The organism is Streptomyces sp. NPDC058279, assembly GCF_042881255.1.
Lineage (GTDB): Bacteria > Actinomycetota > Actinomycetes > Streptomycetales > Streptomycetaceae > Streptomyces.
The window spans coordinates 121,481-141,133 of sequence record NZ_JBHVYA010000004.1 but is presented as its reverse complement, the minus strand read 5'-3'; the positions used below and the strand labels follow the sequence as shown (position 1 = coordinate 141,133).

General features: G+C 71.3%; 16 protein-coding genes, 1 tRNA gene and 4 pseudogenes. 8 read left to right on the top strand and 13 right to left on the bottom strand.

The window, feature by feature from the left end; translation table 11 throughout:
- Positions 1-17: 17 nt before the first annotated feature.
- Positions 18-776: a CbtA family protein gene (locus ACFVXJ_RS10385; protein ID WP_389661236.1), complete on the bottom strand. Its 759-nt coding sequence runs from the start codon at positions 774-776 to the stop codon at positions 18-20.
- Between the two features lie 18 nt (positions 777-794).
- Positions 795-1,010, bottom strand: coding sequence for a CbtB domain-containing protein (locus ACFVXJ_RS10380; RefSeq protein ID WP_389661234.1), 216 nt, complete (start codon positions 1,008-1,010; stop codon positions 795-797).
- Positions 1,011-1,266: 256 nt separating this feature from the next.
- On the opposite strand from ACFVXJ_RS10380, the gene ACFVXJ_RS10375 reads away from it, so the two are divergent.
- A complete protein-coding gene (locus ACFVXJ_RS10375) occupies positions 1,267-1,743 on the top strand; it encodes a histidine phosphatase family protein (protein WP_389661232.1) in 477 nt (158 codons plus the stop codon).
- A gap of 16 nt (positions 1,744-1,759) precedes the next feature.
- Here the strand turns inward: ACFVXJ_RS10375 and pucL are convergent, their stop codons facing one another.
- The 3 genes and pseudogenes from pucL to ACFVXJ_RS10360 form a co-directional block, all read right to left on the bottom strand.
- Positions 1,760-2,677, bottom strand: coding sequence for a factor-independent urate hydroxylase (gene pucL / locus ACFVXJ_RS10370; protein WP_389661230.1), 918 nt, complete (start codon positions 2,675-2,677; stop codon positions 1,760-1,762).
- 304 nt (positions 2,678-2,981) lie between these two features.
- Positions 2,982-4,343: an aspartate aminotransferase family protein gene (locus ACFVXJ_RS10365; RefSeq protein WP_389661228.1), complete on the bottom strand. Its 1,362-nt coding sequence runs from the start codon at positions 4,341-4,343 to the stop codon at positions 2,982-2,984.
- Positions 4,344-4,566: 223 nt separating this feature from the next.
- Positions 4,567-4,692, bottom strand: a pseudogene (locus ACFVXJ_RS10360) (SDR family NAD(P)-dependent oxidoreductase); the annotation flags it as partial.
- A gap of 362 nt (positions 4,693-5,054) precedes the next feature.
- On the opposite strand from ACFVXJ_RS10360, the gene ACFVXJ_RS10355 reads away from it, so the two are divergent.
- Entirely contained in the window at positions 5,055-5,408 is a 354-nt protein-coding gene (locus ACFVXJ_RS10355) for an ATP-binding protein (protein ID WP_389661566.1), read from the top strand.
- 91 nt (positions 5,409-5,499) lie between these two features.
- Here ACFVXJ_RS10355 and ACFVXJ_RS10350 read toward each other — a convergent pair.
- A pseudogene (locus tag ACFVXJ_RS10350) lies at positions 5,500-6,291 on the bottom strand (SigB/SigF/SigG family RNA polymerase sigma factor); the annotation flags it as partial.
- A 114-nt stretch (positions 6,292-6,405) separates the two neighbouring features.
- Positions 6,406-7,014 (bottom strand): GNAT family N-acetyltransferase, encoded by a 609-nt coding sequence (locus ACFVXJ_RS10345; RefSeq protein ID WP_389661226.1) that lies wholly within the window; start codon positions 7,012-7,014, stop codon positions 6,406-6,408.
- Positions 7,015-7,177: 163 nt separating this feature from the next.
- Between ACFVXJ_RS10345 and ACFVXJ_RS10340 the strand changes: the two genes are divergently transcribed.
- The 3 genes from ACFVXJ_RS10340 to ACFVXJ_RS10330 are packed head-to-tail and all read left to right on the top strand — an operon-like array spanning position 7,178 to position 10,577.
- Positions 7,178-8,707, top strand: a complete 1,530-nt coding sequence (locus tag ACFVXJ_RS10340) for an alpha/beta hydrolase (RefSeq protein WP_389661224.1) — start codon at positions 7,178-7,180, stop codon at positions 8,705-8,707.
- A gap of 60 nt (positions 8,708-8,767) precedes the next feature.
- A complete protein-coding gene (locus tag ACFVXJ_RS10335; RefSeq protein WP_389661223.1) occupies positions 8,768-9,595 on the top strand; it encodes a PP2C family protein-serine/threonine phosphatase in 828 nt (275 codons plus the stop codon).
- 49 nt (positions 9,596-9,644) lie between these two features.
- On the top strand, positions 9,645-10,577 hold the full coding sequence (locus ACFVXJ_RS10330) for an MASE1 domain-containing protein (protein WP_389661221.1): 933 nt from the start codon (positions 9,645-9,647) through the stop codon (positions 10,575-10,577).
- 34 nt (positions 10,578-10,611) lie between these two features.
- Here the strand turns inward: ACFVXJ_RS10330 and ACFVXJ_RS10325 are convergent, their stop codons facing one another.
- Together ACFVXJ_RS10325 and ACFVXJ_RS10320 are read right to left on the bottom strand one after the other, a co-directional pair.
- The gene (locus ACFVXJ_RS10325) at positions 10,612-11,160 is read right to left on the bottom strand and encodes a hypothetical protein (protein WP_389661219.1); all 549 of its coding nucleotides are present in this window, start codon (positions 11,158-11,160) and stop codon (positions 10,612-10,614) included.
- A gap of 64 nt (positions 11,161-11,224) precedes the next feature.
- A complete protein-coding gene (locus tag ACFVXJ_RS10320) occupies positions 11,225-12,763 on the bottom strand; it encodes an alkaline phosphatase (RefSeq protein WP_389661217.1) in 1,539 nt (512 codons plus the stop codon).
- 402 nt (positions 12,764-13,165) lie between these two features.
- Here ACFVXJ_RS10320 and ACFVXJ_RS10315 point away from each other — a divergent pair, with 402 nt between their 5' ends.
- Complete coding sequence (locus ACFVXJ_RS10315) at positions 13,166-13,480, top strand: hypothetical protein (RefSeq protein WP_389661215.1); 315 nt, start codon at positions 13,166-13,168, stop codon at positions 13,478-13,480.
- Positions 13,481-13,885: 405 nt separating this feature from the next.
- On the opposite strand, the pseudogene ACFVXJ_RS10310 reads toward ACFVXJ_RS10315, so the two are convergent.
- Positions 13,886-13,987 (bottom strand): annotated as a pseudogene (locus tag ACFVXJ_RS10310) (YdcF family protein); the annotation flags it as partial.
- Positions 13,988-14,041: 54 nt separating this feature from the next.
- Positions 14,042-14,112, bottom strand: a tRNA-Gly gene (locus ACFVXJ_RS10305).
- Between the two features lie 468 nt (positions 14,113-14,580).
- On the opposite strand from ACFVXJ_RS10305, the gene dcd reads away from it, so the two are divergent.
- Positions 14,581-15,168: a dCTP deaminase gene (gene dcd / locus ACFVXJ_RS10300; protein ID WP_136210083.1), complete on the top strand. Its 588-nt coding sequence runs from the start codon at positions 14,581-14,583 to the stop codon at positions 15,166-15,168.
- Positions 15,165-15,662, top strand: coding sequence for a phosphoribosyltransferase (locus tag ACFVXJ_RS10295; RefSeq protein ID WP_389661213.1), 498 nt, complete (start codon positions 15,165-15,167; stop codon positions 15,660-15,662). Before dcd ends, ACFVXJ_RS10295 begins: the two co-directional genes overlap by 4 nt.
- A 71-nt stretch (positions 15,663-15,733) precedes the next feature.
- Here the strand turns inward: ACFVXJ_RS10295 and ACFVXJ_RS10290 are convergent, their stop codons facing one another.
- A complete protein-coding gene (locus ACFVXJ_RS10290) occupies positions 15,734-16,672 on the bottom strand; it encodes a Yip1 family protein (protein WP_389661211.1) in 939 nt (312 codons plus the stop codon).
- A 647-nt stretch (positions 16,673-17,319) separates the two neighbouring features.
- A pseudogene (locus tag ACFVXJ_RS10285) lies at positions 17,320-19,566 on the bottom strand ((Fe-S)-binding protein); the annotation flags it as partial.
- Positions 19,567-19,653 lie beyond the last annotated feature (87 nt).

Here is a 19,653-nt window from a genome sequence, read left to right as displayed (position 1 = left end):
CACCGGCCCCTTCCACGTCAACTTGTCGGCTGCACAGCCTCCTTGGGCGCGATCGCGGGCACAAGTGCGCGCTCGGCTAGATATCCGAAGGACAGGCCGAAAGTCGCCCACAGCGCAGCCTGGATGGTGAGGGTCGCGACCCGGAACTGCCAGATGAGCACGGCCGGGAAGTCCGCCGGAACCTCGTTGATGCCGGGAAGGAGGGCGTACGCGAGGGCGATGGCGACGACGAACGCGAGTCCGGCGACGATCGAGGCGTTCCAGTTGCCCATGCGCGGGGCGAGCCGCCGTCCCAGGATGAGCGCGCCCGAGGAGAGCAGCACGCTCAAGACGATCATCAGCACGAACAGGGTGGTGCGGCGGACGACCGTGTCGGGGTCGCCGACCGCAGGGGGATTGGAGGGGTACTTGAAGAACGGCACCAGGTTGACGGTGACGAACAGGCCCCCGGCCACCAGTGCCGCCGTGGCCCGGGGGCCGAAGCGGCCGATGCGGCCCAGGGCGTAGCAGAAGACGAGCGCGGCGATGCCGCCGAGCGCGACCCCGTAGAGCAGGGTGCCGGTGCCCAGACCGGCCGTGGCCTGGAGGGCCCGACTGACCGGGGCGGCGGCCTCGTCGGCGTGGTGGTGACCGGCGGAGGCCGCCTCCTCGATGGCGATCGCGGCGTCCACCTTCGACTCGCCCAGCACGTAGGCGACGATGAAGGCGGCCAGACCGGCCAGCAGGCCGGCGAGCATGCCCCGGACGAGGAGCACGCGCGGGGATACGGAGTTCATGTGGACCTGGACTCCGGATCAGTGGCAGGGGAAGCCGAGGAGGTGACGGCCGTCGTGCATCCACTCGTGGACGGTGTTGCCCTCGAAGAGCGCGGTCGCGCCCTGCTCGGCGCCGACCATGTAGAGCAGGAAGAGCGTGACGATTCCGGCGAAGACGGCCCAAGGGGCCAGCGCGGAGAGGGAAATCGGGGCAACGGCGGCGGGAGCCGTCGCGGGCGCGGCAGAGTGAGCCATGGCAGAACCTCCAGAGGGAACACGCGTCCCGGTCAGTGGTGCTCTTTGACGAAGGTGGCGGGTCTGACTTCCCTCCCCGTGCCCGTGCGGGAGGTTTCACAGTGGCGCGACCGTGCCGGATTCTCACCGGTACTTCCGTCATACCTTCGTCATGTCGTCCGTGACCGTACCGCGCGCGTGGCCTGAACACCACGGCGTGTGGGCGCCGTCTCACGCCGCGGGCGCGCGCCCCACCCGCCGGCCCTACCCTTCAGCCATGCCCGTCGTACGCCTGAACCTGCTGACGCCCCCGCTCGGACCGGCTGCCCGCCAGGGGCGGTTCGGGACCGGGGACCCCTGCCCGGGACACGAGGGCCTGCGCGGCCAGGACCTGGGCGCGTGGGCCGGCCGGACCCTGGACGAGGTCGCCGCCGAGGACCCGGAGGCGGTCGGGCAGTGGCTGACCGACCCGGCGTACGCGCCCCCGGGCGGCGGGGAATCGGTCGCGGCGCTGATCGCGCGTACGGGCGCCCACCTCGCCGGACTCGCCCCCGGTACGCACCGTGCGGTGGCGGAACAGGCCGTCGTGCGGGCGGCCGTGGTGCACGCCCTGGACCTGCCCGCGGCGGCCTTCTGGCGGCTCGACGTACGACCGGACACCGTCACCACGCTCACCGGGCGCTCCGGCCGCTGGAACCTGCTGGTGGGACAGCCGAACGGCCCGGACCCCGCGACGCGGTCCGGGCCGAACTGACGGGTGTGCGCGCGGGTTACGCGACGATCCAGTCGCTGGTCGCGATGACCGGCTGCACCCCGTCACGGTGGATGGTGCCCTCGATCAGGCCGTACATCCGGTCCGCCGCGAAGTAGACCTCGTTGTCGTTCTTGAGGCCGAAGGGCTCCAGGTCGACGAGGAAGTGGTGCTTGTTGGGCAGGTTCAGTCGGACCTCGTTGACCCGCGGGCAGTGGTCCAGCACCCGCTCGGCCATCTGGTTCAGAGTCTGCTGGAGCGAGTACGAGTACGTCTCCGCGAAGGCGTCCAGCATGTGCTTGCGGACCTTCTTGTACGACCGGTCCCAGTCGTACTCGGCGTCGTCGGCGGCGAGCGCCGAGTGCGCCCAGCGCGCGGTGACCTTGGTCGCCAGGATGCGGTCGTACGCCTCCTGGAGGGTCGTGTACTTGTCCTTGATGTAGCCGTGGAACTCGGAGTTCGTCGAGTTCATCACCGTCAGGTCCTTGAGACCCGAGATGACCTGGAGCCCCGTCGTCTCGCTGTAGGTGATCTGCGCCGTGCGCACTTCCTGGCCCTTGCGGACGAAGGAGTGCTGCTCCTTGCGCGTCGGCACCGGAATGCGGTCCCAGACGTACTCCTCGATGCGGATCTGCGCCTCGCGGATCGGCTGCTGGGAGGAGACGAAGTGCTTGGCGAGCAGGATGCCGAACGCCTCGGGGGAGTCGATGCCGTGTTCCTTGCCGAAGGCGTACACCGTGTTCTTGGTGGTGTCGGTCGGCAGGCAGTTGGCGTTGTCGCCGGTCAGGTGGACATCGCGGAACTCGCCGCGGAGCGCGACCGAGACGTTGAGGTCACGGATCTCGTGCCAAGACCCGTCGCTGCCCTTGCGGGTGACCTTGACGATGCGGTTCTCGGCCTTGCCGTACTGGTTCTGGGCCAGGACGTGCTTGCTCATGCTGTCTTCCTTCGGGTCTCGGGAACACGGAGTCCGGTGGTCTGGATCCCGTACGCCCGGCGTCCAGCGTCCGCCCGAAAGAAGGCGTGCCGCTCCCCGCCGTTCGGCCACGTGGGGCCGCCCCGGGACTGACGTGCATCCCGGTCCGTAGGTGCTGGGTGTGGTGCTCGGTGGTACTGGGTGGTGCTTTGTACCGCTCCACGGATTGCAACACGCGCGTGGCGCGATCTCCACCGCACGGATCATCCGAATACCCGCACCCACGGATTGGGCGACCCCACAGGAGTGGGGCTGTTCGCGCAGGTCAGGCCATGTGCGCGTCCGCGACCGACAGCGCCTCGTCGAGGATCTCCAGACCCTTGGCCACGTCCTGCTCCGAGATGTTGCACGGCGGCGCGACGTGGATGCGGTTGCCGGCGACGAGCGGCCACAGACCGCCCTTCTTGCAGGCCGCCCCGAACGCGGCCATCGGCGCGTTGTCGGCGCCGGAGGCGTTGTACGGGACGAGCGGCTCGCCGGTCTCCGCGTCCCGTACGAGTTCCAGCGCCCAGAAGGTGCCCAAGCCCCGGACCTCGCCGACCGAGGGGTGTCGCTCGGCGAGCGCGCGCAGGCCGGGACCGAGCAGTTCGGCGCCGGTTCGGGCGGACTGCTCGACGATGCCCTCCTCCGCCATCGTCCGGATGGTGGCGACGGCGGCGGCGCAGGCCAGTACGTGACCGGAGTACGTCAGTCCACCCGGGTAGGGCCGGCGGGCGAAGGTCTCGGCGATCGCCGCGGAGATGGCGACGCCGCCGAGCGGGACGTAGCCGCTGGTCACGCCCTTGGCGAAGCAGAGCAGATCGGGCGTGACGTCCCAGTTCTCGCAGGCGAACCAGGTCCCGGTGCGGCCGAAGCCGACCATGACCTCGTCCAGGATGAAGACGATCCCGTAGCGGTCGCACAGCTCGCGCACCCCGGCCAGGTAGCCGGGCGGCGGCACGAGCACGCCGGGGGCGCCGCCGACCGTCTCCAGGATGATCGCGGCGATCGACTGCGGGCCCTCGAAGACGATGGTGTCCTCCAGGTGGCGCAGGGCGCGGGCGCTCTCCTCGGCATCGGTGGTCGCGTGGAAGGGGGAACGGTAGCGGAACGGGCCCCAGAAGTGCACGACCCCGGCGGTCGCCGAGTCGTTGCCGAAGCGGCGGGCGTCACCGGTCAGGTTGATCGCGGCGGAGGTGGCGCCGTGGTACGAGCGGTACGCGGCCAGCACCTTCGGGCGTCCGGTGTGGACGCGGGCCATCCGGACGGCGTTCTCGACCGCCTCGGCGCCGGCGTTGGTGAAGAAGATCTTGTCCAGGTCGCCGGGGGTCCGCTCGGCGATGAGGCGCGCGGCCTCGGAGCGGACGTCCACGGCGAAACCGGGGGCGACGGTACAGAGCTTCCCGGCCTGCTCCGCGATGGCGGCGGCCACCTTGGGGTGCTGGTAGCCGATGTTCGTGTAGACGAGCGCGCTGGAGAAGTCGAGGAAGCGGTTGCCCTCGTAGTCCCAGAAGTACGACCCCTCGGCCCCCGCGACGGCGAGCGGATCGATGAGTTCCTGCGCCGACCAGGAGTGGAAGACGTGCTTCCGGTCGGCGGCCTTCACGGCGTCTTTCACGGCGGTGGGGGAGTCGGCTGCTGCGTTCATAATCCGAGGGTAGTTGTCCAGAATGTGGACACCGGTCGCGGCGGACCTGACGGATCGCCCGGCGTGCCTTCGACGCGGGTGCGGGGCCGGGCTAGCGTCGGCCGCCGGTCGCCGGGCGGGGCTCGTCGGGGCGGCCGGGCGAGGCGATCGGGAGGTTTCCGCACGGGGGTGGGAAACGTTCCGGTCGACGAGCCCGCAGCGAGTCCGGTGCGCCTTGGCCTGTCCCGGCGTTCTCGCTGCGCGCGGAGTTCACCACGACCCGCATGCCCGCGTCGGAGAGGCGGCGGGCGATGGCCGCTCCGATGCCCGACGAGGACCCGGTGACCAGGGCGACGCGACTCTCGGACATGGCTCTTCCTCCAGGAGGTAGGGGTACGACCGGCGAAGGACGAGCTTAGTTGTCGCATCGCGGAATCCCATTTCCGCTACGCGAAAGAAACTGGCGGGATTCTGTGACGTTCCCGGGGTGGTTGAGAAGGGGTGCATAAAGGAATATCGGGATTGGTTGCCCCGGGCGGGGGTAGGTGCGGCGCGCAGGAGTGCGCGCGGAGACGGGCGCGCGGACACGTGCGCGCGGAGACGGGAGGCCCTGTGGCCGAGCAGACTCGGAGGCTGGTCCTGGGCGGCGCGACGACCGGTGTCGTCACCCGTTGCCGGGACTTCACGCGGCAGGCGCTCACGGACTGGCTGTGGCCGCGCGACCCCGAGGCGATGGAAGACGTGCTCCTGCTGGTCTCCGAGGTCGTCACCAACGCCTGCCTGCACGCCGGTGGCCCCCGGGAACTGGTCCTGCGCCACGGCCCGGAGGGTCTGCGGGTGGAGGTCAGCGACGACAGCCCCGAGCCCCCCCGGCGCCGGCCGCCGGGTGACCGGAGCCGGCCGGGGGGTCACGGCCTCATCGTGCTGGAACGGCTCGCGAGGAGTTGGGGCGCCGAACCGTCGGGCGGCGCGTTCCCCGGGAAGACGGTCTGGCTGGAGGTGCCGCCGCCGGCTCCGTTCCGTCCGCCGGTGCCGGCTCGGCCGCCGCTTCCGGAGGGGACACCCGGGTCCGACGGGCCCCACTGATCTCACGTGCGACCCGGGACTCCTTGGTCCCACGAGGCGCCGAGGCCCCACCGGGCGCCGGGTTCTCGGGACCGGCCTCCTCGTCCTGCCCGTCCGTGAGGAACTCCTCGCGCAGCCGGGTCAGGGTGCGGTTGAGCAGCCGCGAGACGTGCATCTGCGACAGCCCCAGCAGCCCGCCTATCTCGGACTGGGTCAGCTCCTGCCCGAAACGCAGTTCCAGCAGGGTCCGCTCGCGCGGGGAGAGCCCGGCCAGCATCGGCTTGAGCGATTCCAGGCACTCGATGAGGTCGTACGCGGCCTCCTCCTCGCCCAGTGCCGTCGGCGCGGCGTACGGGTCGCGCTCGCTCTCCTCCTGCGCCGGTGCGTCCAGGGAGCGCGCGGAGTAGGCGCGCGCCGCCTTGCGACCCTCTACGAGCTCCTCCGGTGTGACGTGCAGGTGCTCGGCGAGTTCGGTGTCGGTGGGCTCGCGGCCGAGGTCCTGTTCCAGGGCGTCGTGTGCCTTGGCCGTGTCGATCCGCAGTTCCTGGAGCCGGCGGGGAACCTTCACGGCCCAGCTCGTGTCGCGGAAGAACCGCTTGATCTCTCCGGTGATGGTGGGCATGGCGAAGGAGGTGAACTCGACACCGCGGTCCGGGTCGAACCGGTTGATCGCCTTGATCAGGCCGATCGTGCCGACCTGGACGATGTCCTCCATCGGCTCGCTGCGGCCGCGGAACCGGCGGGCGGCGTACCGCACCAGGCTGATGTTCAGCTCGACGAGGGTGTTGCGGACGTACGAGTACTCAGCCGTGCCTTCCCGCAGCCCGGCGAGCCTACGGAACAGGGCCACCGAGAGGGCCCTGGCCTCATGGGTCGCGACGTCTGTGAGCTCTGTACGGTCCATCAGTCTGCGCTCCTGCGACGGAGGGGTCCCGGATCGGGGCCGTCGTTGCGCTGTCCAGGGGGATATACCCGCCCGAACCATTCCATACCCGAAGTTTTTTTCGGGTCTTCCGGTTCAGGTCCCGAGTTGCGGCGGCACGGATCTGTGCAGGGTCGTCACTGGCCCGAAGCCCAGCAGGTCCCGTGGCCACGGCGTCCGGGGTACCAGGACCGGCCGGAACCCGAGCCCTTCGTAGCGCGCCCGCGCGGCCGTGTCGGCGGCGGGCACGTCCAGCCGGATCCGGCGGCAGCCCTGCTCCGCGGCGATCGCCTCGACGCCCTCCAGCAGCAGCGCGTCCACCCCGCGACCACGCTCGGCCGGGTCCACGGCGATGCCGTCCACGACCAGCTCGCCGCGCGCCGCCGTGCGCGCCGACAGGGTCCACAGGTACGCCCGCCACACGCCCCTGACCGGCCCGTACTCCGCCCGCACCGCGGCCGCGTCGCCGCCGATCAGGCCCCGCCCGGCGAGCTGGTAGCCGGCCACGCCCAGCACCCGGCCGGCCGCGGAGACGGCGGTCAGCGCGCGGCCCGGGTCCAGGTGCGCGGCGATGAACCGTCGCCCGGCCGCGGCGGGCCCCAGCGCGGCGCCGAGCTGCGCCCCGCAGGCGTCCCAGTACAACTCGGCCACCCGATCCCGGACCCCGCCGCCCTCGGGCAGCCCGCGCAGCAGCGTCGTCGTCATGCCCGCCAGCGTAGGCACCGCCCGGCCCGCTACGCGGTCACCGCCGCCCCGGCGCAGGAACCGGCCGGCCGGAGGCCCGGAGGGGACGCCCTGGGGAAAGCCCCCGCACGGCCGTCCCGGCAGCCGGATGGGGCGGCGCCGCGCGGTCCACAAGCATGGGGCCATGCCCACCCACCGCCGCCGCAAGGCCGCCGCCGTCGCCCTGTCCACCGTCGCCGTCACCGCCGCCCTGACCGGGACCGCCGCCCCGCGAGCCAGCGCCCTGACCGGCGCCGCCGAAGCCCCGGCCGGCGCCACCGCGCCCGTCCTCGACTGGAAGGACTGCACGCACCAGGGCGCCCTGCCCGGGCAGCAGTGCGCGACGCTCCCCGTCCCCCTCGACTACCGCGACCCGGGCGGCCGGCAGCTCGGTCTCGCCGTCACCCGACTGCGCAGCGACCGCCCGCAGGCCCGGCGCGGGACCCTGCTGGTGATCCCCGGCGGCCCGGGGGGCTCCGGCGTCCAGCGGCTGACCTCGAAGGGCCCGGACCTGGCCCGGGAGCTGGCCGGCGCCTACGACCTCGTCTCCCTCGACCCGCGCGGCGTCGGCGGCAGCGCCACCGCCTCCTGCGGGCTGGCCGAGGAGGACCGGCACCTGGTCACCCTGCGCTCCTGGCCCGGACCGGACGGCTCCACGGCGGAGAACGTCGCCCGCTCCCGCAGGGTCGCCGAGGCGTGCGCCGCCCACGGGGGACCCGAGCTGCGCAGCTTCACCACCGCCAACGAGGTGCGCGACATCGACCGCCTCCGCCAGGCCCTCGGCGAGCGGAAGCTCTCCGCCTGGGGCACCTCCTACGGGACCTACGTGGGCGCGGTGTACGCGCAGCGGTTCCCGCGGCACACCGACCGCTGGGTGCTGGACAGCAGCGGCGACCCCGACCCGTCCCGCGTGGCGCGCGGCTGGCTCGCGAACATGTCGGTCGGCGCCGACGACCGCTTCCCCGACTTCGCGGCCTGGGCGGCCGACCCGGCCCGTGACGCCGAGGGCCTGCGGCTCGCCGCCCACCCCGAGGACGTACGCCCCCTGGTCCTGGAGGTGGCGGCGCGGCTGGACCGCGAGCCCCGGCCGTCGAACGTCCCGGGCGTGCCGCTGACCGGCGCGCGGCTGCTCCAAGCGCTCCAGACCAGCCTCTACGGCAACTCCTTCGCCCCCGTCGCCCGGCTCCTGCGGGCCGCCCAGGACCCGGCCGCCGTACCCGTCCTGACGCCCGACGTCTCCGGCCCCATGCCGGACACCGACGCGACGGTCACGGTCGGGGTCATCTGCAACGACGTGAGCTGGCCGAAGGACGTCGGCGCGTACGAGCGCGCCGCGGCCGCCGATCGGAGCGCGCACCCGCTCACGGCCGGGATGCCTGCGAACATCACCCCCTGCGCCTTCTGGAAGGACCGCCCGGTGGAGCAGCCCACCCGGATCACCGCGGACGGGCCGTCCAACGTCCTGATGGTCCAGAACCTGCGGGACCCCTCCACCCCGTACGCCGGAGCCCTCAAGATGCGCGAGGCGCTCGGCGGGCGGGCCCGGCTGGTCACCGTCGACGCGGGCGGCCACGGCTCCTACCTGGGCACCGGCAACGCCTGCGGCGACCGGGCGGTGACCCGGTTCCTCACCACCGGGCAGCGGCCGGAGGCGGACACGTACTGCGGGCGCTGAGCCGCGCCCCTACGCTGGGGTGCAGGACAGGGAGAACCGGTCGTCCAGAGGGAGCGGTCCATGACCCGGCGTCGTTCCCCACGGCCGGCGAGCGCCGACGACCTCCTGACCACGCTCGGGCGGCTCACCGCCCAGGCGCGGCTGGGGGCCGAGTTCCAGCAGGCCCGCGTGGAGCTGGCCGAGGCCCTGCAACGCGAGATGCTGCCGGCGTCGCTCCCCGACGTGCCGGGGCTGCGGACCGCGGCGTGCTACGCGCCGGCCCGGCACGGCCTGGACATCGGCGGTGACTGGTACGACGGCTTCCGGCTTCCGGACGGGTCGCTCGCCTTCTCCATCGGCGACGTACAGGGCCACGACGTGGAGGCGGCGGCCTTCATGGGCCAGATCCGGATAGCCCTGCGGGCGGTCGCCGCCGCCGCGGCCGACCCCGGCGACGTGCTGGGCCGGGCCAACGACCTGCTGCTGTCGGTCGGCCGGGACCTCTTCGCGACCTGTAGCTTCCTGCGTTTCGATCCCCGCACCTGGCGGCTCGAAGGCGCCCGCGCCGGGCACATCCCGGCGGTGTGGGCCACGGTGGACGGCGCGTACGGCATCGCGGAGGACGACGGGGGCCTCCCGCTGGGCGTGCTGTCCGGGGGCGACTACCCCGTGACGACCCGGTCCCTCGCGCGGGCGGGCGCGTACGTCCTGCTCACCGACGGGGTGATCGAGGGGCCGTCGTTCCCGATCGAGAGGGGGCTCGGGCAGGTGGTCCGGGTGGTGCGGGACGGCGCGGCGGCCGATCCGGAGGAGTTGGCCGCCGAGGTGCTGCGGGTGGCCGACTCCACCGGGCACGCGGACGACGCGGCGGTCCTCGTCCTGCGGCACGACGCGCCACCGCACGGATAGCGCGTGTCAGGAACCCGCGCGGGGCCGGCGCCGTTGTCTCATACGTGGGATGAGCACCTCACTGCGTCAGGCGCTGTGGATTCTCGCGGTCGCCGCCGCCTACTACGTGACCGGTCGGCTGGGCCTGCTCCAGCGCCTGGTCGTCGAGGGGGCGCAGGTCACGCCGTTGTGGTTGCCGACCGGGATCGCCGTCGCCGCGCTGTTGTGGCGGGGGGTGGGGATCTGGCCCGGCATCGCCCTGGGCACGTACCTGGTCATGCGGACGCTCGGCCCGGTCGACCTGAGCGGGTCGGTCATCATCGCGGGCAACACCCTCGCCCCGCTGTGTGCCTACGCGATGCTCCGCCGGGCCCGGTTCCGCCCCGAGTTGGACCGGCTGCGCGACGGGCTGGCCCTGGTCTTCCTGGGCGGGCTGCTCCCGATGCTGCTCAGCGCGACCCTCGGCGCCGGGGTGCTGGCCCTCACCGGGAGCCTGCCGTGGGACGGGTTCTGGCCGGTGTGGGCGGCCTGGTGGGCCGGGGACGCCATGGGGGTGCTCGTGGGCACGCCCGTGCTGCTGGCCCTGCCGCACATGAGGCCGCCCCGCGACGTCTATCGGACGGCCGAGGCGGCGGCCCTGCTGGCCGTGGCCGTGCTGGTCACCCTGCTGGTGACGCGCAGTACGCTCTCGCTGCTCTTCCTGGTCTTCCCGCTGCTGATCTGGGCCGCCGTCCGCTTCCAGTTGCCGGGGGCGGCGCCGTGCGCGTTGCTGATCTCGGTCGTGGCGGTGTCGGCGGCCACCGGACGGGCGGGGCCGTTCGCGCACCACGGCGTCCTGGAGGTGATGGCCAACCTGATGGCCCTCAACGGCTCGGTGGCCCTGACCGCGCTGCTGCTGTCGGCGCTGGTCACCGAGCAGAACAACGTCCGCGTGAAGATCCAGCAGGCGTGCGAGGACCTGGCCGAGCTGGTGAACCGGCTCTCCCCGCGCGCCCGGGGCTGAACCCGGCCCGGGCGGCTGCTCGCCGCCCGCACGGCTACTCGCTGACCAGCACCGGGACGGTCAGGACGGCGCCGGCCGGGGTGCCGATGAGTTTGCCCGGCGACACGGTGAAGTCGATGCCGTCGCCCGCCGCGCGCGGCCCGTCGTGGTGTTCGGTGCCGTGCGCGTCCTCCCCCTCCTCCTGGTACTGGAACGCCCCGGTGCCCACGAGCCGGCCGGCGGCGTCGTAGTAGGCCACCGCCAGTTCGAGGGCCAGGGTGTCGCTGACGTCCGCCGTGATGGCCAGGTGCCCGGTGACGGCCTGCCGGTCGGTGAGGGTCAGCCGGTCCAGCCGTACGCGGTCGGTGAACGGCCCTTGCCCGACGCGTACTTCGCCCTCCCGGACGGGCTGCGCGAGTACGGCGGCCGGGGCGGGCGCGCTGCGCGGCGCGGGCAGCACCACGGGCGAGGCGGCGGCGACCGGCTCCCCGGCGGGGGCGGCGTGCGGCGCGCCGCCGGAGCAACCGGTGGCGAGGGCGAGCACGACCGCGGCCGGGACCAGCGTGGCCGCGGCGCGGCGCAGGGGGTGTCGGGGGTGTCTCATCGAACGCTCCTGAAAGGGGACGGGGCCGGGGGGAGTGCGCCCCCCGGCCCCGAGTGCGCGAGGGTCAGTGCTGCTGCTGGGGCGAACGGCCGAACAGCGAGCGGTACATCTTGGTGTAGAGCTCCGTGTTGTTCTGGCTCGCGGCGAACGCGCCGCCGTTCGGGCCGTAGGCGAAGATCGGCACGTCGGCGCCGGTGTGGTTGCCCGACAGGTAGGTCAGCCACAGGCTCGCCTCGGGGCTGCCGTCCTTCACGCCCGGCGCGTCGTCCGGGGTGCGGAACGTGGCCGGGGCGAAGTTCTTCGCGTCACCCGAGCCCGCGCCGTTGACGATGCCGGTCGAGCGGGTGGTGTCCTTGGCGCCCGAAGTGGCGCGCGACGGAGTGCTGTTGTTCGCCGGGTTGCCCGCGTCGGTGTTGGCCGGGGGCGCGACGGCCTCGGCGTTGGTGTAGGTGCCGTGCTCGATGATGTTGAAGCCGGCGCACTCGTGGTCGGCCGTGACGATCACCAGCGTGTGGCCGTCCTTCTTCGCGAAGTCGTACGCGGCCTTCACCGCGTCGTCGAACGCCTTGACCTCGCCGAGCGTCTGCGCGGCGTCGTTGGCGTGCGAGCGCTTGTCGATCTGGGCGCCCTCGATCTGGAGGAAGAAGCCCTTGCCCTTGCCGCGCTCCTGCTGCTTGCGGTCGGAGAGCAGCGAGATGGACTTGCGGGCCATGTCGGCCAGCGTCGGCTCCTGCTTCTGCGGGGCGTCGGCGGGCAGCCCGGCCTTGGCCTGCTCGACCGTCAGGTTGCCGCGGTTGAAGAGGCCGATGACCTTCTTGCCGTCGGCCTTGTCGAGGTCGGCCTTGGTGGCGACCTGCTGGCTGGCGGCGCTCTGGGCGGGCAGCTTGGCGTCGCCGAAGTTGCCGAGCACCTGGTAGCCCTGGGCCTGGAGGGCCTTCTGGTCGTCCGGCTCGAAGCGGGCGAGTCCGCCGCCGAAGACGACGTCCGCGGTGCCGTTGCGGGCGATCTGCTCGGCGATCGGCGTGATCAGCGTCTTGTCGGCGGGCGCGGCCTCGTACGTACCGTCCTCCTTCTTCGGGAGGCAGGCGGCGTCGGAGTACGTCGGGCCCTGGCAGCCGCGCAGCAGCGCGTGGCTGAACTGCGCCGCCGGGGTGGCGTCGGTGATCTCGGCCGTGGAGACGTTGCCCGTGGCGAAGCCGGCCGCCTTGGCCTGCTCCATCAGCGTGGCGACCTTCTTCTCGTACGAGTCCACGCCGATCGCGGCGTTGTACGTCTTGACGCCCGTCGACCAGGCGGTCGCGGAGCTGGCCGAGTCGGTGACCAGGGACGGCTTGGCGGTGCCCTTCTCGACGGCGTACGTGGCGACCGCGCCCGTGAAGGGGAGGGTCTCCATCGTGAGCTTCCCGCCGGCGCCGTAGTACCGGTCACGGGCGGCCGTGACGTGCGTGCGGCCCATTCCGTCACCGAGCAGGTAGATGACGTTCCGGATTTCCCTGCCCCGTCCGTCGTTCTGCGGCGCGGAGTTGGCGGTGGTCGCCGTCCCCGCGGCCACGGCCCCCGCGAGGGCCAGAACGGTCAACGTCTTCACTGGTCTGCGGCGCATGTGTTGGGAGATCCCCTCGGGAAGGACGACGCGGTCCCCTCGAAGCTATGAGCGCCACGTGAACGTTCCCTTCTCAACACGTAACCACCACCCGAACGCCGGAAACCGCGCCTTCGCCGGCCGGAACGGCGACCGCCGGATCACCCGCACCGCGCCGAGGTCGGCCCGGTGCGGACTCCGCACGCCTCGGCGTAACCGCCACTGATGCCACCCATCGAGAGGTCCGATGACACCCGGCGTCGGCGCCGGCCCGGCGCCCCAAGCCGCCTTGCGGGGAAAGCAGTGGCGACGGACCGCACCAGCCAAGCGAGCGCTGAGCTTCGTTCCGCTTATCGGTCGAAACACCTTCGGGCCATGGGTGTCATGGGTCACACTAGGCATCTGCGAAGCCAGGGGGGAACCATGACGAATCCATACATCAACGCGCCTATCCAGGCCCGCATGTACGCGAACACAGCGCACAAGGTGGTCTGGGTAGTCGCGGTCGTCGCGACGGCAGGCCTTCTGGCACCGCCTCTATTTTTCATCGCAGCCAAGAAGCGTGTCGTCAGTATGGCTGTGCCGGCGGTGTATGCGGCGACCGTCTACGGAACGGCATTTGTGGGCTCAATCCTCGGCAACCCGAAGAACTGGGTAGGCGGCGTTCTGTCGATCACGTTGATCGTTGCTGCCGTGCATGCCGCCATCCTCGATGTGGATTGGAAGCCAGGGCGGTAGCAACCGAGGCTGAAACGGTCCGGCGTAGGGCCGAACCGTCTCCCCTTGGTGTCACCTCGGCGCCAGGGCCCGTGGCTATTCGTGAACCCGCCCCACGGCCCTTTCTTGGCAGCCAGGGCAACCCAGTCAGGCAACCCCGAACGCCGATCCGAACGGCCGGCGTCTCTCCCGCCCCTCAGCCCCAGTGAGGACTTGGCGAGGAATCGACCTGGCTCCCGAGTCGTCGGGGTGATCGCCGAGGGGGTCGTACGCCGGCCTCGAAGGGGAGCGCCGGGTGGGACGTGAACTGGAACGCCTGTGCCCGCTCGGCTGGCGGGTGCTTCACGGGACGAGAAGGGCAACGGCGGCGGTATCAACCACCTGCTGATCGCCCTGGCGGCGTGTTCACCATCAACACCAAGAACAGTACTCGTCCAGCACCATCGGGCTGGAAGCGCTGACGATCCCGACCTCCGGCCACAGTTTCCGCGCTGTGGCGTACGCATGCCGCTCCCTGTACGGCTTGGTGGTCACCTAGGCAACGCGAAAGGCCCAGGTCGCTGACCTGGGCCTTCTTGCAAGAGCGGATGACGGGAATCGAACCCGCGCTATAAGCTTGGGAAGCTCATGTTCTACCATTAAACTACATCCGCATAGGTTTCCAGTTGCCTGGAACCTCAGCGTTGCCCACTCTACCTCATGATCGACCCCCGGTGAATCAGCCGCGGGGTCGTTGTCGTCAAGGGCCTGCAGGAGGGGTGCTGGGGGCGGGAGTTGGGGCGTAGCTTATGGTTCGGAGCGGCGGCCGGCGTGGGCCTGGGTCATCCCCTAATGTGGCGATTCGTCGCAGTACGGCTCGTTGGGGAAAGGGACTCGATGGAGCACACCGTCGTCCGTTGTGCCGAAGGGCACGTTTTCAGCACCGCTTCCTTCCCGTTGCGGCAGCTCGGTGCCGCCCGGATCGGTCCGGGGCGGTTGTTGCGGTGCCCGCGGTGCGCGCGGCTGAGGCACGCCGTGCCCGTGGGCGGCGTGAAGCGGTAGCCGTCGGAGCGCAGTGATCAGGGCGCGCGGGCGCCGCTCTCGATTGGGGGTGGCCCGCGCGCTCTGCGTATCCTCGGGACGTGCTTCTCTCTGACAAAGACATCCGGGCCGAGATCGACAGCGGACGGGTTCGCATCGACCCGTTCGACGAGTCGATGGTGCAGCCCTCCAGCATCGATGTGCGTCTCGACCGGTTCTTCCGGGTCTTCGAGAACCACCGTTACGCCCACATCGACCCCGCCACCGAGCAGCCGGACCTGACCCGGATGGTCGAGCCGGAGGGCGACGAGGCGTTCATCCTCCACCCGGGCGAGTTCGTCCTCGCCTCGACCTACGAGGTCATCTCGCTGCCCGAGGACATCGCCTCCCGGCTGGAGGGCAAGTCGAGCCTCGGCCGCCTGGGCCTGGTCACGCATTCGACCGCCGGCTTCATCGACCCGGGCTTCTCGGGCCACGTGACCCTGGAGCTGTCGAACCTCGCCACGCTCCCGATCAAGCTGTGGCCGGGGATGAAGATCGGCCAGCTGTGCCTGTTCCGGCTCAGCTCGCCCGCCGAGTTCCCGTACGGCAGCGAGCGCTACGGATCGCGCTACCAGGGCCAGCGCGGCCCGACGGCGTCGCGCTCCTTCCAGAACTTCCACCGCACCCAGGTGAGGCACGAGGCATGAGCGACGTACGCGAGAACCTGAACTACGACGGGTTCGGTCGCGCCGTGCGCGAGCTGGCGCAGACCATCGCCGACGACGGCTACGAGCCCGACATCATCCTGAGCATCGCCCGCGGTGGGGTCTTCGTCGCCGGCGGTCTGGCGTACGCGCTGGACTGCAAGAACATCCACCTCGTGAACGTGGAGTTCTACACGGGTGTCGGCACGACGCTGGAGATGCCGGTCATGCTGGCACCGGTCCCCGAGGCGATCGACTTCACCGACAAGAAGGTGCTGATCGCCGACGACGTCGCCGACACCGGCAAGACGCTCAAGCTGGTGCACGACTTCTGCCTGGGCACGGTGGCTGAGGTCCGCTCGGCCGTCATCTACGAGAAGTCGCACTCGCTCGTGAAGTGCGAGTACGTGTGGAAGAAGACCGACGAGTGGATCAACTTCCCGTGGTCGGTCGAGCCCCCCGTGGTCAAGCGTGAGGGCCAGGTCCTCGACGCCTGACGGCGAGGGCACGGAGAAGGGGACCGGCGCCGCATACGTGCGCCGGTCCCCTTCGTGTTCGGCCCCAGCGCTCAGATCGTGCCCAGCTTGATGATCGACAGCAGGGCGACCAGTTGGATCGCGGACGCGCCCAGCGCCTTCGGCCAGGGCAGGTCGTGCGACTTGCTCATCAGCGAGGTGAAGAGCGCGCCGGCGGCCAGCCAGGTGGCCCAGCCGAGGACCTGGACGACCATGTTGTCGCCGCCGAGGAAGATCGCGAACAGCAGACGGGGCGCGTCCGTGATCGACATGACCAGCATCGACAGACCCACGGTCGGCTGCCACGCGCCGTCGCCGCCCAGCTGACGGGCCAGGGTGTGGGTGACGCCGCCCAGGATCAGGCCGCAGATGACGAAGGCGACGCCGGTGCTGAGGACGATCGGGACGGCCTGGGAGAGGGTGGCCTTGATGGCGTCCTCGCGGGCCTTGTCGAAGCCGAAGACCGCGAGCATGCCGTAGAGGAACGTCACGATCAGCGCCGGGCCCCAGACGGGGTAGTCGCGCATGTGGAAGAACGTCGGGCCCGGCCGCATCACGATGCCGCGCAGGAGCTCCTTCCACGGCAGCCGGGGACCGGCCGGGGCGGTCGGGGCCGAACCGGCCTGGTACGTCGCGCCCTGGTAGGGCGCGGCCTGGCCGTACGGGTCCTCACCGATCGAGAACGCCTGGGTGTAGCCCGGGTTGTCGGCGTACGAGGGCTCGTGCCCGGGCTCTCGGTACGCCTGGGGGTGCGGTTGACCGTACGGGTCGAAGTACTCGGGCTCGCCGTGGTCCCGGGCGCCGCCGGTGGCCTGCTGGGGCCACTGCTGCTGCGGAGGGGGGCCGGCGGGAGGGTAGGGCTGACGGCCGTACGGCGCCTGCGGCGCGCCGGGCGCCTGCTGCTGACCGTACGGCTGCTGCCGCGGGGCTTGCGGGGGTTGTTGCGGGGTGCGGTTGTTGTCCCGGCCGCGTCCGATCCTGAATCCAGCCACGTGATCGAAAGTACCTGGTCCGGCGGGCGGGGGTGCGCGGGCGGCCGGAACCGGCGTCCTTTGCGGCTGAGCTGTGACATCCCCTAGGGGAAGCCCCGGGGGCCTCACGGGGGCCGGGCGGGAACGCGGAACGGCCGGCCCCCTGGTCGGGGACCGGCCGTTCCGATGCCGTTGTCGCGGCGTGGGCCTACGTGGGCCTACGTGGGCTTATACGGGCCTACGCGGCCCTACTTGGCGCCCTCCGGGGCGGTGTCGGCCTTGGCCTCGGCGGCGGGAGCGGGAGCGGGGGCTTCCGGCTCGGCGTCCGCGTCCGCGTCGGAGTCGGCCTTGGGCGCGGGCACCTCCGCCTTCGGCTCGGCGGCGGCCTCGGCCTCCGCCTCGGGAGCAGCCTCCGCTTCGGCCTTCGGCTCGGCCTTCGCCCCAGCGGCAGCCCCGGCTTCCGCCTTCGGCTCGGCCTCCGCAGCAGCCTCCGTCTCCGCCTTGGCCTTCGCTTCGGCCTCAGCCTTGACCTTCGCTTCGGCCTCCGCCTCAGCCTTGGCGTCCACCTCGGCCTCGGCCTTCGCCTTCGCGTCCGCTTCCGCCTCCGCCTTCGCCTTGGCAGCGGCCTCCGCGGCCTCCGCCTCGGCAGCCGCGGCCGCGGCCGCTTCCTCCGCCTCGGCCAGGGCCAGCGCCTCCGCGTCCGGGCCCGGGGTCTTCACCGACTCCAGCAGCAGCTGCGCCACGTCCACCACCTGGACGGACTCCTTGGCCTGGCCCTCGTTCTTCTTGCCGTTCACCGAGTCGGTCAGCATCACCAGGCAGAACGGGCACGCCGTCGACACGATGTCCGGGTTCAGGGACAGGGCCTCGTCGACGCGCTCGTTGTTGATGCGCTTGCCGATCCGCTCCTCCATCCACATCCGCGCGCCACCCGCGCCACAGCAGAAGCCCCGCTCCTTGTGGCGGTGCATCTCCTGCTGCCGCAGCCCCGGCACGGCCGACATGATCTCGCGCGGCGGCGTGTAGACCTTGTTGTGCCGACCCAGGTAGCACGGGTCGTGGTACGTGATCAGCCCGTCGACCGGCGTCACCGGCGTCAGCCGGCCCTCGTCGATCAGGTGCTGGAGCAGCTGCGTGTGGTGGATGACCTCGTACTCGCCGCCCAGCTGCGGGTACTCGTTCGCGATGGTGTTGAAGCAGTGCGGGCAGGTCGAGACGATCCGCTTCGCCGACTTCGGCTTGCGCGTCGCCGGGTCCTCGTCGTCCTCGCCGAAGGCCATGTTCAGCATGGCCACGTTCTCCTGCGCGAGCTGCTGGAACAGCGGCTCGTTGCCCAGGCGGCGCGGCGAGTCACCGGTGCACTTCTCGTCCCCGCCCATGATCGCGAACTTGACGCCGGCGATGTTCAGCAGCTCCGCGAACGCCTTCGTGGTCTTCTTCGCCCGGTCCTCCAGCGCGCCGGCGCAGCCGACCCAGTAGAGGTAGTCGAACTCGGAGAGGTCCTCCGCGTCCTTGCCGACGATCGGGACCTCGAAGTCGACCTCCTTGGTCCACTCCACCCGCTGCTTCTTGGCGAGGCCCCAGGGGTTGCCCTTCTTCTCCAGGTTCTTGAGCATCGTGCCCGCCTCCGACGGGAACGCGCTCTCGATCATCACCTGGTAGCGCCGCATGTCGACGATGTGGTCGATGTGCTCGATGTCGACCGGGCACTGCTCGACGCACGCGCCGCAGGTGGTGCAGGACCACAGCACGTCGGGGTCGATGACGCCGTTCTCCTCGACCGTGCCGATCAGCGGACGCTCCGCCTCGGCCAGCGCGGCGGCGGGCACGTCCTTCAACTGCTCGGCGGTCGCCTTCTCGTTGCCCTCCATGTCCTTGCCGCCGCCCGCGAGCAGGTACGGCGCCTTGGCGTGCGCGTGGTCGCGCAGCGACATGATCAGGAGCTTGGGGGAGAGCGGCTTGCCCGTGTTCCAGGCGGGGCACTGCGACTGGCAACGTCCGCACTCGGTGCAGGTGGAGAAGTCGAGGATGCCCTTCCAGGAGAACTGCTCGACCTGGGAGACGCCGAAGACGTCGTCCTCGCCGGGCTCCTCGAAGTCGATCTCCTTGCCGCCGCTGGTCATCGGCTGGAGCGCGCCCAGCGCGGTCGCGCCGTCCGCGTTCCGCTTGAACCAGATGTTCGGGAAGGCGAGGAAGCGGTGCCAGGCGACACCCATGTTGGTGTTGAGGCCGACCGTGATGGCCCACGTCATGGTGACACCGAGCTTGATCATGGCGGTCAGGTAGACCAGGTTCTGCAGGGTGCCGTAGCTCAGCCCCTTGAAGGCCGCCACCAGCGGGTACGAGGCCCAGTACGCGGCCTCGTAGTGGCCGACCCCGTGGATCGCGCCCTCCAGGCCGCGCAGGGTCATGATCGCGAGGCCGATGGTGAGGATGACGTACTCGACGAAGTACGCCTGGCCCATCTTCGAGCCCGCGAAGCGCGACTTGCGACCCGCCCGCGAGGGCAGGCTCGCCAGCCGGATGCCCATCAGGGTCAGGATGCCGAGGGTGGTGAACAGCGCGATGAACTCGGTGTAGAGCTCGTAGGGCAGCCAGCCGCCGAGGATCGGCAGCACCCAGTCGGCCTTGAACAGTTGGCCGTAGGCGGTGACGATCGTCAGGCCGAGGGTCAGGAAGCCGACGGCGACGAACCAGTGGGCGACGCCGATGACGCCCCACCGGTTCATCCGGGTGTGGCCGACGAACTCCTTGGCCAGCGTGATGCTGCGGGCCGTCGGGTCGTCCGTGCGGCTGCCCGCCGGAACCGGCTGGCCCAGCTTCACGAAGCGGTAGATCTGCGCCACGGCTCGGGCGATGAGCGCGACGCCGATCACGGTCAGGACCAGCGACACGATGATCGCGGCGAGTTGCATGGGACGGCTCCTCGGGCGGGACTTACTAAGCGGTAACTTATTGAGTCAAGGCTTGAGGTTACCCAGTTCCCGCGCCGCAATGTAGGT

Coding starts and splice junctions, on each gene's coding strand:
- ACFVXJ_RS10385 (WP_389661236.1), bottom strand. CDS start 776: ATGAACTCCGTATCCCCGCGCGTGCTCCTCGTCCGGGGCATGCTCGCC.
- ACFVXJ_RS10380 (WP_389661234.1), bottom strand. CDS start 1,010: ATGGCTCACTCTGCCGCGCCCGCGACGGCTCCCGCCGCCGTTGCCCCG.
- ACFVXJ_RS10375 (WP_389661232.1), top strand. CDS start 1,267: ATGCCCGTCGTACGCCTGAACCTGCTGACGCCCCCGCTCGGACCGGCT.
- pucL (WP_389661230.1), bottom strand. CDS start 2,677: ATGAGCAAGCACGTCCTGGCCCAGAACCAGTACGGCAAGGCCGAGAAC.
- ACFVXJ_RS10365 (WP_389661228.1), bottom strand. CDS start 4,343: ATGAACGCAGCAGCCGACTCCCCCACCGCCGTGAAAGACGCCGTGAAG.
- ACFVXJ_RS10355 (WP_389661566.1), top strand. CDS start 5,055: ATGGAAGACGTGCTCCTGCTGGTCTCCGAGGTCGTCACCAACGCCTGC.
- ACFVXJ_RS10345 (WP_389661226.1), bottom strand. CDS start 7,014: ATGACGACGACGCTGCTGCGCGGGCTGCCCGAGGGCGGCGGGGTCCGG.
- ACFVXJ_RS10340 (WP_389661224.1), top strand. CDS start 7,178: ATGCCCACCCACCGCCGCCGCAAGGCCGCCGCCGTCGCCCTGTCCACC.
- ACFVXJ_RS10335 (WP_389661223.1), top strand. CDS start 8,768: ATGACCCGGCGTCGTTCCCCACGGCCGGCGAGCGCCGACGACCTCCTG.
- ACFVXJ_RS10330 (WP_389661221.1), top strand. CDS start 9,645: ATGAGCACCTCACTGCGTCAGGCGCTGTGGATTCTCGCGGTCGCCGCC.
- ACFVXJ_RS10325 (WP_389661219.1), bottom strand. CDS start 11,160: ATGAGACACCCCCGACACCCCCTGCGCCGCGCCGCGGCCACGCTGGTC.
- ACFVXJ_RS10320 (WP_389661217.1), bottom strand. CDS start 12,763: ATGCGCCGCAGACCAGTGAAGACGTTGACCGTTCTGGCCCTCGCGGGG.
- ACFVXJ_RS10315 (WP_389661215.1), top strand. CDS start 13,166: ATGACGAATCCATACATCAACGCGCCTATCCAGGCCCGCATGTACGCG.
- ACFVXJ_RS10295 (WP_389661213.1), top strand. CDS start 15,165: ATGAGCGACGTACGCGAGAACCTGAACTACGACGGGTTCGGTCGCGCC.